13 protein-coding genes are annotated in these 12842 nt (G+C 60.4%); 8 read left to right on the forward strand and 5 right to left on the reverse strand.

From position 1 onward, the window contains the following. The first annotated feature begins 4 nt into the window (after positions 1–4). Positions 5–826, forward strand: coding sequence for an aldo/keto reductase (locus tag ACA072_RS19000; protein ID WP_497619807.1), 822 nt, complete (start codon positions 5–7; stop codon positions 824–826). 30 nt (positions 827–856) lie between these two features. After that, a complete protein-coding gene (locus ACA072_RS19005) occupies positions 857–1327 on the forward strand; it encodes a DUF1810 domain-containing protein (RefSeq protein WP_497619808.1) in 471 nt (156 codons plus the stop codon). Here the strand turns inward: ACA072_RS19005 and ACA072_RS19010 are convergent. Beyond that, positions 1292–3652 (reverse strand): DNA polymerase II, encoded by a 2361-nt coding sequence (locus ACA072_RS19010; protein WP_497619809.1) that lies wholly within the window; start codon positions 3650–3652, stop codon positions 1292–1294. The two genes, ACA072_RS19005 and ACA072_RS19010, sit on opposite strands and share 36 nt — an antisense overlap. A gap of 342 nt (positions 3653–3994) precedes the next feature. Here ACA072_RS19010 and ACA072_RS19015 point away from each other — a divergent pair, with 342 nt between their 5' ends. Beyond that, positions 3995–4435, forward strand: a complete 441-nt coding sequence (locus tag ACA072_RS19015) for a CBS domain-containing protein (protein ID WP_007944798.1) — start codon at positions 3995–3997, stop codon at positions 4433–4435. A gap of 134 nt (positions 4436–4569) precedes the next feature. On the opposite strand, the gene ACA072_RS19020 is transcribed toward ACA072_RS19015, so the two are convergent. Next, the gene (locus ACA072_RS19020; RefSeq protein ID WP_497619810.1) at positions 4570–5193 is read right to left on the reverse strand and encodes a glutathione S-transferase; all 624 of its coding nucleotides are present in this window, start codon (positions 5191–5193) and stop codon (positions 4570–4572) included. Between the two features lie 157 nt (positions 5194–5350). Here ACA072_RS19020 and ACA072_RS19025 point away from each other — a divergent pair, with 157 nt between their 5' ends. From ACA072_RS19025 to ACA072_RS19035, 3 genes are all read left to right on the forward strand, one after another. After that, positions 5351–5866 (forward strand): DUF3455 domain-containing protein, encoded by a 516-nt coding sequence (locus ACA072_RS19025; protein WP_497619811.1) that lies wholly within the window; start codon positions 5351–5353, stop codon positions 5864–5866. A 98-nt stretch (positions 5867–5964) separates the two neighbouring features. Next, on the forward strand, positions 5965–6486 hold the full coding sequence (locus ACA072_RS19030) for a sigma-70 family RNA polymerase sigma factor (protein WP_497619812.1): 522 nt from the start codon (positions 5965–5967) through the stop codon (positions 6484–6486). Further along, a complete protein-coding gene (locus ACA072_RS19035) occupies positions 6483–7202 on the forward strand; it encodes an anti-sigma factor (RefSeq protein ID WP_497619814.1) in 720 nt (239 codons plus the stop codon). Before ACA072_RS19030 ends, ACA072_RS19035 begins: the two co-directional genes overlap by 4 nt. Positions 7203–7208: 6 nt before the next feature. On the opposite strand, the gene ACA072_RS19040 is transcribed toward ACA072_RS19035, so the two are convergent. Beyond that, positions 7209–7829, reverse strand: a complete 621-nt coding sequence (locus ACA072_RS19040) for a cysteine hydrolase family protein (RefSeq protein ID WP_497619815.1) — start codon at positions 7827–7829, stop codon at positions 7209–7211. Between the two features lie 225 nt (positions 7830–8054). Here ACA072_RS19040 and ACA072_RS19045 point away from each other — a divergent pair, with 225 nt between their 5' ends. Next, positions 8055–8456 carry a hypothetical protein gene (locus ACA072_RS19045; protein ID WP_083377053.1) on the forward strand — a complete coding sequence of 134 codons (402 nt, stop codon included), beginning with the start codon at positions 8055–8057 and terminating at the stop codon, positions 8454–8456. Between the two features lie 200 nt (positions 8457–8656). Here ACA072_RS19045 and ACA072_RS19050 read toward each other — a convergent pair whose 3' ends face one another. Next, positions 8657–9748, reverse strand: a complete 1092-nt coding sequence (locus tag ACA072_RS19050; RefSeq protein ID WP_497619817.1) for a DUF1615 domain-containing protein — start codon at positions 9746–9748, stop codon at positions 8657–8659. Between the two features lie 206 nt (positions 9749–9954). Here ACA072_RS19050 and ACA072_RS19055 point away from each other — a divergent pair, with 206 nt between their 5' ends. Continuing rightward, complete coding sequence (locus ACA072_RS19055) at positions 9955–11490, forward strand: FAD-dependent oxidoreductase (protein WP_497619818.1); 1536 nt, start codon at positions 9955–9957, stop codon at positions 11488–11490. A gap of 153 nt (positions 11491–11643) precedes the next feature. Here ACA072_RS19055 and hemB read toward each other — a convergent pair whose 3' ends face one another. After that, positions 11644–12618, reverse strand: a complete 975-nt coding sequence (hemB, locus tag ACA072_RS19060) for a porphobilinogen synthase (protein WP_461975118.1) — start codon at positions 12616–12618, stop codon at positions 11644–11646. Between the last annotated feature and the right edge of the window lie 224 nt (positions 12619–12842).

The raw sequence follows: 12842 nt of genomic DNA on the forward strand, positions 1-12842 counted from the left end.
TTTCATGCGGACCCTCGAATTGGCCGGCGTCAACGTACCGGTCATCGGCCAAGGCACCTGGCGCATGGGCGAAGATCCTTCGCAATACAGGCAGGAAGTCGCCGCGCTGCGTCTGGGCATCGAGTTGGGCATGACCCTGATCGACACCGCCGAGATGTATGCCGAAGGCGGCGCGGAAGAAGTGGTCGGCGAAGCCATCGCGGGTTTGCGCGACAAGGTCTTTCTGGTCAGCAAGGTCTACCCGCACAACGCCAGTCGCCAAGGCATCCCCCAGGCCTGCGAACGCAGCCTGCGCCGTCTGGACACCGATTACATCGATTTGTACCTGCTGCATTGGCGTGGCCAGTACCCGCTTGAAGAAACCGTCGAAGCCTTCGAGCGCCTGCGTGAAGACGGCAAGATCGGCCGTTGGGGCGTGTCCAACTTCGACGTCGACGATCTGGAGGAATTGAACTCACCGGCCTGCGCCACCAATCAGGTGCTGTACAACCTGGAAGAGCGCGGCATCGAATTTGACCTGCTTTCCTGGTGTCAACAGCATCATCAGCCGTTGATGGCATACTGTCCCATCGGTCAGGGAGGAACGATGCTGGCCCACCCGGCGCTCAAGCAGATCGCCACCCGCCGCAGCGTGACGCCGGCTCAGGTAGCACTGGCATGGATTCTGCGACAAAGTGACGTGATCGCCATCCCCAAGGCGGTCAGACCTGAACATGTGCAACTGAATGCGCAGGCCGCGCAATTGCGGCTCGGAGACGAGGACCTGAAGGCGCTGGACCACGCGTTTCACGCGCCACAACGCAAGCACCGGTTGGCCATGGTCTGAGCCATCGCGGTACTGTCAGAGGGCTTCTGCATGAGAAGCACTGATCAGCTCGACGACTTCAATTTGCCACGTTTTGTGCAAGCGCAAGACCCGGTGTTCGAGTGGGTCCAGGAAGAGTTGAAAGCCGGCCGCAAGCGCCGGCACTGGATGTGGTTCGTCTTTCCGCAATTCGCCGGGCTGGGCGGTAGCGAGATGTCCCGACATTATGCGATCCGCTCCCGCGAGGAAGCCGCGGCCTACCTTGAACATCCCAAGCTGGGCGCTCGCCTGCGAACCTGCACGCAATTGGTCCTGGACATCAAACAGCGCACGATCACCGAGATTTTCGGACATCCCGATAACCTGAAGTTTCACTCATCCATGACCCTGTTCGCCCAGATTTCGCCCAAAGGCAGTGTGTTCCATCGAGCACTGGACCAGTACTTCCACGGCATTCCGGACAATTGGACGCTGTTGCTGCTGGACTCAAAACAGGCCCAGTTGCCCACCAATCAAGGTTGAGAAGTCGTCGTCCACGAAGGGCAGGATGGCATCCGCCACCGGCTGCAATTGCCGGGTGACGTAATGGTCGTAGTCGATGGGCGCGCTGCGAATCTCCAGCGGCTCGGGCCCGGCGACGCTGATGACGTAGCTGATCCAGCCGCCGTTCTGGTATTGGCGCGGGCGGCCTTGCTGGTCGTTGTAGTCATCGGCGATCCGCGCTGCGCGAACGTGGGGCGGTACGTTGCGTTCATAGTCATCAAGCGTACGGCGCAGGCGCTTGCGGTAGATCAGGCGGTCGTCGAACTCGCCGGCCAGGGTTTTGCGCACGTAATCGCGCACGTAATCCTGATAGGGCTGGCGATGGAAAATCCGTGAGTACAGCTCCTGCTGGAATTGCCGGGCCAGCGGCGACCAGTCGGTGCGCACGGTTTCCAGGCCCTTGTAGACCATCTCGTCAGTGCCATCGGCGCGGGTGACCAGCCCGGCGTAACGCTTCTTGCTGCCCTCCTCGGCGCCGCGAATGGTCGGCATCAGAAAGCGTTTGTAGTGGGTCTCGAACTGCAATTCCAGGGCGCTTTCCAGCCCGTATTCCTGCTGCACATGCTCGCGCCACCACTGGTTGACGTGGTCCACCAGCGCGCGGCCGATCTGCCCGGCCTCTTCCTGGCCGTGGGCGCGACGGAGCCAGACAAAGGTCGAGTCGGTGTCGCCATAAATCACCGTGTGGCCCTGGGCTTCGATCAACTGCCGGGTGCGCAGCATGATCTCGTGGCCGCGCAAGGTGATGGACGAAGCCAGTCGCGTGTCGAAGAAGCGGCAGCCGCTGGAACCGAGCACGCCATAGAAGGCGTTCATGATGATCTTCAGCGCTTGGGACAGCGGCGCGTTGTGTTCGCGCTTGGCGGTCTCGCGACCTTCGGCCACCCGGGCGACGATCGATGGCAGGCAGTGCCGGGTCCTGGAAAAACGCGCACCGCGAAAACCCGGTACAGACTCGCTGTCGTCGGGATGTTGCAAGCCTTCGATCAGCCCGACCGGGTCGATCAGGAAGGTGCGGATAATCGACGGATAGAGGCTTTTGTAGTCGAGCACCAGCACCGACTCATACAAGCCCGGTTGCGAGTCCATGACAAAACCGCCGGGGCTGGCCTGCGCGGGCTTGTTCCCAAGATTGGGCGCCACGAAGCCTTGGCGGTGCATCAGCGGCATGTAAAGGTGCGTGAACGCCGCCACTGAACCGCCGCTGCGGTCCGCCGGCAAACCGGTGACGCTGGCGCGCTCCAGCAAGAAGGTCAGCAGTTCGGTCTTGGCAAAAATCCGCGTTACCAGTTCGCAGTCCTTGAGGTTGTACGTGGCGAGCGCCGGTTTGTCCTCGGCGAACATGCGGTTGATCTCGTCCATGCGCTGATACGGCGTGCTGATCGCCTTGCCCTCGCCGAGCAGGGTTTGCGCGACGTTTTCCAGGCTGAACGAGGGGAAGCTCCAGGTCGCCGAGCGCAGGGATTCGATGCCGTCGATGATCAACCGGCCAGCAGCCGAGGCGAAGTAATGGTTGCGACTGCCGTGCTCGCGCCACTGCATTTCTTCGCCGCCCCGCCCCAGTTTCAGCGGAACACCCAGCTGCCGGGCGTGCTGGTGCAGCACGCGAAGGTCGAACTGCACCACGTTCCAGCCGATGATCGCGTCGGGGTCATGGCGGGCGAACCATTCGTTGAGCTTTTTCAGCAGCACGGTGCGCGAATCGCAGTAGTCGAGTTGGAAATCCACCGCGCTGGCGTCGCCATTGGGCGGACCGAGCATGTAGACCTGGCGCTCGCCGCAGCCTTCCAGGGCGATGGAATACAACTCGCCCTGAGCGGTGGTTTCAATGTCGAGGGACACTAGCCGGAGGTTGGGTCGGTAATCCGGCGCCGGTTTCATCTGTGCGTCGAGCAGCAGGCCGTCGTCGCCTGGCGTGCCACCGAACAGCACGGGCGCGGTGATGAAGCGCTCCATCATGTAGCGTTCCGGCGGGCGCACGTCGGCTTCGAACATCTCGACGCCTGCTTTACGCAGCGCGGTTTCCAGGCGTATCAACTGGCCTTGTTGCTGGCAATACAGGCCGAGCACCGGACGGTGTTCAAAATCCTGAAGGGCCAGGGGCTTTAGTTCGACGTTTTTTTCACCGCGTAAAACAGCCTCGGCCTGCTCGCGCTGGGCCGCCGGGATGAACGCCACCGACGGTTGATGAGGCAGGCGGATATGCTGGGGACCGGTGTCGGTCGCCAGCCAGAACTCGACTTGCGTACCGGCCGGGGTGTCGCGCCAATGCCGGGTCAGGACGAAACCCTGCTGTAAATCCACCACTGCAACCTCAAGATTTGATTCAGGCGGCAATTCTACGCGTCATTGCGTTCGATAGCCCTTACCGCGAGGTGGATGCGGTCCCTGTGGGAGCGGGCTTGCTCGCGAAGGCGGTGTATCAGTTGGCACTTCTATTAATGACCCACCGCCTTCGCGAGCAAGCTTGCTCCCACAGGGTTTGATTGAGGCCATGAATCAGGGGATAACTGTGGAATACTCCAGGTTTACCGAAGAAAAACCGCCAAATGACGTTTTTTGAGCGTTATCTGCCGCTTTGCGCCTTGCCCTCAGCGCCCGGGTCTACGATTCTTCAATAACAACGACAACACCTGAGAAGCCATCATGAAAACCGTCGCCCAACTGCTCAAGTTGAAAGATCAGAAAAATCAGGAAGTGCACCAGATCAAACCCGATCACATGGTGCTGGAAGCCCTGATGAAGATGGCCGAAAAGAACGTCGGCGCCTTGCTGGTGGTGGAGAATGACGAGGTGCTCGGCATCATCAGCGAGCGCGACTACGCGCGCAAACTGGTGCTGCATGGCCGTTCTTCGGTGGGCACGCCGGTGCGCGACATCATGGTGTCGCCGGTGATTACCGTGGACACCCATCAAACCGTCGATACCTGCCTGGGCATCATGTCCGACAGACGCCTGCGCCACCTGCCTGTGGTGGAAAACGGCAAGTTGATCGGCTTGCTGTCGATCGGCGACCTGGTCAAGGAAGCCATCGCCGAACAGGCCGAATTGATTCGCCAGTTGGAGCAGTACATCCGCGGCGAGTGATTTCAAAAACACCATAATTCTCCTGTGAGAGCGGGCTTGCTCGCGAAGGCGGTGGGTCAGTCAATACAAGTGTCGACTGACCTACCGCCTTCGCGAGCAAGCCCGCTCCCACAAGGGGATTTGCGGTGTTTTTCTCAGGTGGGCCAATGCCGGGCGAAGACCGGGGCCAGCGTGGGGTGGTTGTCGATTCGTGTCAGCCATGCATAAAAACCGGGTCGGGCATTGCGCAGGTGCTCGCGACTGCCCGCCCAGCGCGTCACCACTGCCGCCAGCACGTCCAGTGCGCCAGGCATCTCGTCGTCCAGATACAACTCGCCCGAGAACTGATCGGCAAACACTTCCCAGCTCCAGTGCAGCCGTCGACGGGCGCCGGTCATGAGGTTTTCCATGGCCGATTGATTCGCCTCGATCAACCAGCGCTCGGGGTAATCGATGATGCCGATGGCCGCGTAGCAATTGCTGACGATGTACACCAGGCCGCGGATGGCCTGATCCCGTTCGGCGGGCGTTTTCGACAGCAGGTTCGACTCGGGAAACGCCAGCCCCAGATGAATCAGGATCGCCGCGCTCTCGGTGAGAATGCTGCCATCGGGCAGTTGCAAGGTGGGAATCTGCTTGAGCGGGTTGAGTTTCTCCAGGGCTTTGGCAGCCTCCGCAGACGACTCGACGTCGATGAAGCGATAAGGGATTTCACAGAGCTCGAGGGCGGCTTCTATCGCGGCGGCGCCGGAGTTCTGGTGTCCGTAGAGCTGATACATAAGCACCCCCTTCAAGATTGTCTCGTTGTAGCATCTGATACTGACCATGCTGGAAAATTTCTTTTTATACCACTGCATCCAAATCGCTTTCCGATGGGTAGTACCTGTAGCAGCCCTGAGGCTGCCGAGCAGATTACTCATTTACGGAGCGCTATTCATGAACGCCAAACAGCTGATTTGCCTTACCGGTTTTTTCGTCGCAGGTTCCATGGCCTACGCTCAGGCAGGTGTGCCCGACAGCATCAAGGTCCCGGACGGGCACAAGGTCGCCCTCGAAACCACCGGTGTCGGCGAGATCACTTACGAATGCAAGATCAATCCTGCTGGTCAGGCCGAATGGCTGTTTGTAGGCCCCAAAGCGGTACTCAATGATCGCAGCGGCAAACAGGTCGGCACCTATTACGGGCCGCCAGCGACCTGGCAGGCAAAAGATGGCTCGAAAGTCACCGGCACCCAGTTGGCTGTCGCGCCTTCGACTCCGGGCAACCTGCCCTACCAATTGGTCAAGGCCAATCCGGCTGAAGGCAAGGGTGCGATGACCGGCGTCAGTTACATCCAGCGCGTCGCCCTCAAAGGTGGTGTGGCCCCGAGCACTGAATGTTCGACCGCCAACAAGGGCAAGCAGGAAGTGGTGAAGTACCAGGCGGATTACATTTTCTGGGCGGCTAACTAAATCAAGGCCTGCGGGAAACTGGTCTACGCTGCTCAGCACTGGCCCCGGTCCTGTGGCCCGGGGCTGCTGCCCATTATTGACGGCTGAATACAGTGTCCTTGCCCGAAACTCTTTTCGATTACGAAGCCCACATCGCCGCCTGCGCCCGCGGTGAACGTCAGGCCCTGCGTGATTTGTATGTGCAGGAGAGTCCGCGCCTGCTCGGCGTTGCCAAACGGTTGGTGCGTGACACTGCGCTGGCGGAAGACATCGTCCACGACGCCTTCATCAAGATATGGAATGGCGCCGTACAGTTCGATCCGGCGCGAGGCTCGGCACGGGGCTGGATGTTCAGTTTGACACGGCATCTGGCACTGAACTTCATCCGTGACAACAGCCGCGAGATTCAAGGCGATTTCGATGAGGTGGAAGACACCGCAACACTCGATGGTCAGGCTCAATCGGGGCGCATTCATCACTGCCTGGAACAACTGGACCCTGCAAGGCGCGTCTGTATCCTGCATGCCTACGTCGACGGGTACTCTCACGCTGAAATCTCACACAAACTCAGCACCCCGCTGGGCACCGTCAAAGCCTGGATCAAGCGGAGCCTGACGGCATTGCGGGAGTGCATGGGATGATCAGCAAACCAACGAATGAAACCCCGGAAGAACTCGATGAGCTGGCCAGCGAATATGTGCTGGGCACACTGTCCGCAGAGCTTCGCACTCAGGTCCGGCAGCGCCTGCGCGACGAACCTGAGTTACGGGCCGCCGTGGATGCCTGGGAACGTCGACTGCTCGGTCTGACCGATCTGGCCGGGTCTCACCCGCCGTCACCACACCTTTGGCAGCGTATCGAGCGCAGCGTGAATAACGTGAATCGGCCACCCTCGCTCATCGCGACTCAGTCTTTATCCTGGTGGAATTTCTTGCCGCTCTGGCGCGGGCTCGCCGGTGCGGGGCTGGCCGCCACGTTGCTGCTCGGCGCATTGATGTTGACGCAAACCACCGTCAAGCCGACTTACCTGGTGGTGTTGGTCGGCCCCCAGGACAAGGCACCGGGCTGGGTGATCCAGGCCAGCAACCCGCGGGAAATCCAGCTGATTCCGCTGGGCATCGTCGAGGTCCCGGCCGACAAGGCGCTGGAGTTCTGGACCAAGGCCGATGGATGGCAAGGACCGGTGTCACTGGGGTTGGTCAAACCGGGACAGACGCTGTCCATCCCGCTCGACAAATTGCCGCCACTGCAACCCAACCAGCTATTCGAACTGACGCTGGAAAATCCGCAGGGCTCACCGATCGGCAAGCCGACCGGGCCGATCCAATTCATCGGTCGGGCAGTGAAAGTCATCTGACCGCGATCAGCCGAGTGCCGCGATCAACTCCGCCGTCGTGACAATCGCATGGGCATACGTCGGCCCGTTGATCTCGTGCGCGGCGTGCATGGCCTCAGCACTGAAAGCGGCGGTGGCGTCGCGCACCAGCGTGACGTGATAGCCCAGTTCGGCGGCGAACCTGGAGGTACTTTCGATGCACGTATTGGCGAGCATTCCCACCACCACAACCTTGTCGATCCCGTGTTGTTTGAGCAGGTAATCCAGATCGGTGTTGGCGAAACCGCTTCCGCCCCAGTGTTCCTTGACGATTACATCACCGGCCGCGGGCTGGAAGTCCGGGTGCCATTCCCCGCCCCAGGTTCCGGCGGCAAACACTTGCGCATGGCTGGCACCTTGTTGATAGGGACTGGGGTGTTTCCAGCGCGCCAGTTCATCGGGTTCGGCGCGGTGATGCGGAACGTAGAAAACCTGGATACCGGCCTTGCGTGCGGCAGCCACCACCGTCTTCAGGTTGGCCAGCGTGCCTACGCTGTCGGCCACCGGTTGCGCGCGGCCGTGGAGTTTTCCGCCTTCGCTGAGGAAGTCGTTGTAAGGATCCACCAGCAGCAGGCCGGTGTGGGCAGCAACGTAGGAACTGGCATTCATGATTGACTCCTCAAGAACAAAGACACGCGCCAGCTATCCAGTGTAGAAGCGTCGCTCAACCCAATCGCGGCCATCCGACGACTGAACCATCACGCTGACGTGGGGGGCATCGCGCCACCTATCATTGCCGTCGATATTCACCATCACCTCAATGAAGTTCTCATAAAAAATCCGCGGCGTAAGATCGGCTCCATACCAAACAACTACACCCCGGAGCACACCCTCATGAAACGCCAAATCCTTCTCAGCATCGCTTTCTCGGTTTTCGCAGTTAACGCTTTCGCCGCTTCTTCTGCTCACCCGGTTGTCGCTGAAGGCGGCTCGGATCGCCTGATTGAAAGTCGTGTGGCTGAGGGTGGTTCGGATCGTCTGATCGAGAATCGCGTTGCCGAAGGTGGCTCGGATCGTCTGATCGAAAATCGCGTTGCCGAAGGTGGCTCGGATCGTCTGATCGAAAACCGCGTCGCTGAAGGTGGTTCGGATCGTCTGATCGAGAATCGCGTTGCTGAAGGTGGCTCGGATCGTCTGATCGAAAATCGCGTTGCTGAAGGTGGCTCGGATCGTCTGATCGAAAATCGCGTTGCTGAAGGTGGCTCTGACCGCCTGATCGAAAGCCGCGCTGCATAAATGAATGGCTTTACCGATGTCCTCAATGAAAAACCCGGCCTTATCAGCCGGGTTTTTTTACGCCTGCAATCATCGGAAACTCATGCGGTGTCTTTTAATGCGCCAAGAACGCAGCCTCGTTTCACTCGACAGCTGCTACAGGGGAATGCAAAGCCCTTGTAGCAGCTGTCGAGTGAAACGAGGCTGCGTTCTTTTGATCTTCAATTCCCCTTGGACATGCATCGCTGATAACGCTCATCGACCCTCTTGGCGAACCATGCTGTCGTGAGTTTGCGGGTGATTTTCGGGCTTTGCAGCACGATTCCCGGCAACACCGCCCTAGGCAACCGCCGACCTTCCGCCTGCTCCGCCAGGTCAAACACCCGCGAATAGAGCTGAGTGTCCTCGAACTGCAGGTTTTTGCCCTCCTCCAATTGATCCCGAATGGTCGTGTTGCGCATGCCCAGTTGCTTGCCCAACGTACGCACCGCCAGTTCCGTAGTGCCCGGCATGATCGCGTCGTAACGCACCAGGTCGCCATCCAGCGCCAAAGGGATGCCAGACGCACGAGTCACCGCATTCTGAAACGCCGCATTGCGGCTGGCGTACCAGCCGGCATTAAAATCGGCGAAGCGATACAGCGGTTGCTTGTAGCTCACCGGGTACCCGAGCAAGTGAGCAATGCCGAAATACATGCCGCCGCGACGGCTGAACACCTCACGACGGATCGAGCCGTCCACGGGATACGGATAATCCCGCGCCTGTTGCTCGGCGAAGTCGATGCTGACCTGCATCGGCCCACCGGTGTGCACCGGGTTGAGCCCTCCAAACAAGGTCCGCCCCATGGGCACAATGCCGATGAAGTCATCGAAAATGGCGCTGAGTTCTTTTTCGCTGCGCGCCGCATTCAGTCGGTCGCTGTAGCTTTTACCGTTGGATGAACTGACCTGCAGCGCACCGCTGACCAGCAGGCTGGGAATATGCACTTTGGCGGCACGGCGATCGATCTCTTCGCGGGCGATCTTGCCCAGGCCCGGCACGGGCGGGTCGACCTGGAAGGTCGACTCTTGCTCGGTGACTGCCAGCACCGAGCACAGGTTTTGCGTGGACGGATAGATGTTCTGCGCGGCAAACGCGGCGTAGATGTCCGTGGCCCAGCCCTGGCGGTCAACGGTTTTGGCCGGCAGCAGTCGCACGATCTCGGCCTTGACCTCGGCGGGTTTACGAGCCGGCAACTCCTGAGTGCGCTGGGTGCCGCAACCGGTCAACACCAACAATACCGCAACGCTCATGATCAATCGATTGGCTTGCATGGTGCTCCATCAACTCTGCTGAACCGGGTTAACCATACGATCAAAGGCATGGCGCAGGCTATGACTCCTGCCGCAACGCCCCGTTCCCCTTGCCCTGCATCTCCCCGCCACTTCAAGGTTGCGAGGCCTTTTTCCGTTGGGCGGCCGGCCTTTTCATATCCCCGGGCTGGACCATACTTGAGCCACACACCGAGGAGGACAGGCTCATGAACCGTAGCGACGTACTGATCGTCGGCGCTGGCCCGACCGGGCTGGTACTGGCGCTGTGGCTGAGCAAACTGGGGATTCGGGTACGGATTATCGACAAGACGTCGGCTCCCGGCACCACGTCGCGGGCGCTGGCGGTCCAGGCGCGGACGCTGGAGCTTTATCGTCAGCTCGACCTCAGCAATACCGTGGTGCAGAAAGGTCATCGAGTGGATGCGGCGAATTTTTGGGTCAAGGGCGAGCCCGTGGCGCGCCTGCCATTGACCGGCATCGGAGAGGGGCTGACGCCTTACGCGTTTCTTGAGATGTTCCCTCAGGACGAACACGAGCAACTGCTGATAGAGCGCCTCGAAGGGTTCGGCATCAAGGTCGAGCGCAACACTGAACTGGAGGATTTTGAAGAAACCGGCGATGGCATCAGCGCAAGATTGCGTTTGCCCGATGGCCAGCAGGAGGCCTGCCAGGCGTGTTACCTGGCGGGTTGCGACGGCGCCCGGTCAATCGTGCGCAAGACCCTGGACACCGGTTTTCCCGGCGGCACCTACCAGCAGATTTTCTACGTGGCCGATGTGCAGGCCCAAGGCCCGGCGTTCAACGGTGAATTGCACCTGGACCTGGATGAAGCGGACTTTCTCGCGGTATTTCCGTTAGCCGGTGAAGGCCGCGCCCGCTTGATCGGCACGGTGCGCGACGAACGCGCCGACCGTGCAGAAACCCTGCAGTTTGAAGACGTCAGCAGCCGCGCCATCGAGCATATGAAGGTGCAGATTGATCAGGTGAACTGGTTCTCGACCTATCGGGTGCATCACCGCGTGGCGGATCACTTTCGCGACGGTCGCGCCTTTCTATTGGGCGACGCCGCGCATGTCCACAGCCCGGCGGGTGGCCAGGGCATGAACACCGGGATCGGCGATGCCATCAACCTGGCCTGGAAACTGGCGGCGGTCTTGAGCGGCGGCGCCACGGCCACGTTACTCGACTCCTACGAAACCGAACGCATCGCTTTTGCCCGAAAACTGGTGGCCACCACCGACCGCGTGTTCACTTTCGTCACCGCCGAAGGGCGCATGGCCGATTTGCTGCGCACCCGCCTGGCGCCGTTCCTGATCCCGAAAATGGCCTCGTTCGAGACGTCCCGCGAGTTTCTGTTTCGTACGGTGTCGCAGATCACCCTCAACTATCGCGGGACAGCGTTGAGCGTGGGTGTCTCCGGCCATGTTCATGGCGGCGATCGCCTGCCCTGGGCGCACGACGGTGAGGGGGACAATTTCGAATCGCTGAAGAACCCGGCCTGGCAGGTGCATGTGTATGGCGACACCAGCGACGAAATGATCGCCTGGTGCCACGAGCATCACCTGCCGTTGCACGTGTTCGACTGGCGGCCGGCGTTTGAAGCGGCGGGGTTGGGGCATAGCGGCTTTTATCTGTTGCGGCCGGATACGTACGTGGCGATTGCCGATAACTCGTCCGATCCCAAGGTGATTGAGCGGTATTTCAAAGAGCATGGGATCCGGCCCTACTTTGGCTCTCCCTGATCACCACAAATCAAATGTGGGAGCGGCGGTGCGACGATTCGACTTGCTCGCGAAGGCGGTGTGTCAGTTAACAAATAGGTCTACTGACTCACCGCCTTCGCGAGCAAGTCGAATCGTCGCACCGCCGCTCCCACAGGGGATATGTGGTGGGGTTTAGATCCCGGCCAGCGCCAGGTCCATCGCGAAGTAGGTGAAGATCAGGTCCGCCCCCGCCCGCTTGATCGCGCCAAGGCTTTCACGCACCACGCGATCTTCATCAATCGCCCCGGCCTGCGCGGCGAATTTGATCATCGCGTACTCGCCGCTGACCTGATACGCCGACAGCGGCAAACGCGAAACCTCGCGGATGTCGCGGATGATGTCCAAGTATGCGCCGGCCGGTTTGACCATCAACGCATCAGCGCCTTCCTGCTCGTCCATCAGCGACTCGCGCACCGCTTCGCGGCGGTTCATCGGGTTCATCTGGTAGCTTTTGCGGTCGCCTTTGAGCGCGCTGCCGCCGGCCTCGCGGAACGGGCCGTAGAGCGCGGAAGCGAATTTGGTCGAATACGCCATGATCGCGGTCTGGGTGAAACCGGCTTCGTCGAGTGCCCGGCGAATAGCCTGGACCTGCCCGTCCATGGCCGCTGACGGAGCAATCACATCAGCCCCCGCCCGGGCTGCCGCCACGGCTTGTTTGCCGAGATTGATCAGGGTCTGGTCGTTGTCGACTTCGTGGTTGTGCATCACGCCACAATGGCCGTGATCGGTGTATTCGCAAAAGCAGGTGTCGGACATCACGATCATCTCCGGCACCGCATCCTTGGCAATGCGCGACATGCGCGACACCAGGCCGTTGTCGCTCCAGGTATCACTGCCGCTGCTGTCCAGATGATGGGACACCCCAAACGTCATCACCGACTTGATCCCGGCGCGGGCGTAACGCTCGATCTCACCGGCCAGTTTCGACTCCGGAATGCGCATCACGCCCGGCATGCTCTTGATCGGCACGAAGTCGTCGATTTCTTCTTCGACGAAAATCGGCAGCACCAGGTCGTTCAGGCTGAACTCGGTTTCCTGGAACAGGCTGCGCAGGCTCGCATTGCGGCGCAAACGGCGTGGACGTGCTTCGGGGAACTGACTGGACATGAGGGGTTCCTGAAAAACGGAGAACGAGACGAAAGTCGTAGGGGGGAGAAGCTTATGTCCTCAACGGCGCGGGGCACAAACCTCAGGCGCAGAACACACCCTTACCGGTCCGGCAATAATCCCCAGCAACGAAAAAGTCCGTAGCAGCTGTCGAGCAGCGCGAGGCTGCGTCAGCGGTCTGTCAGGCAGAACGTGTTTGCAGGTTCTACGGCTGCTACGCAGCC

The sequence above is a fragment of the Pseudomonas sp. LBUM1656 genome, from assembly GCF_059716065.1.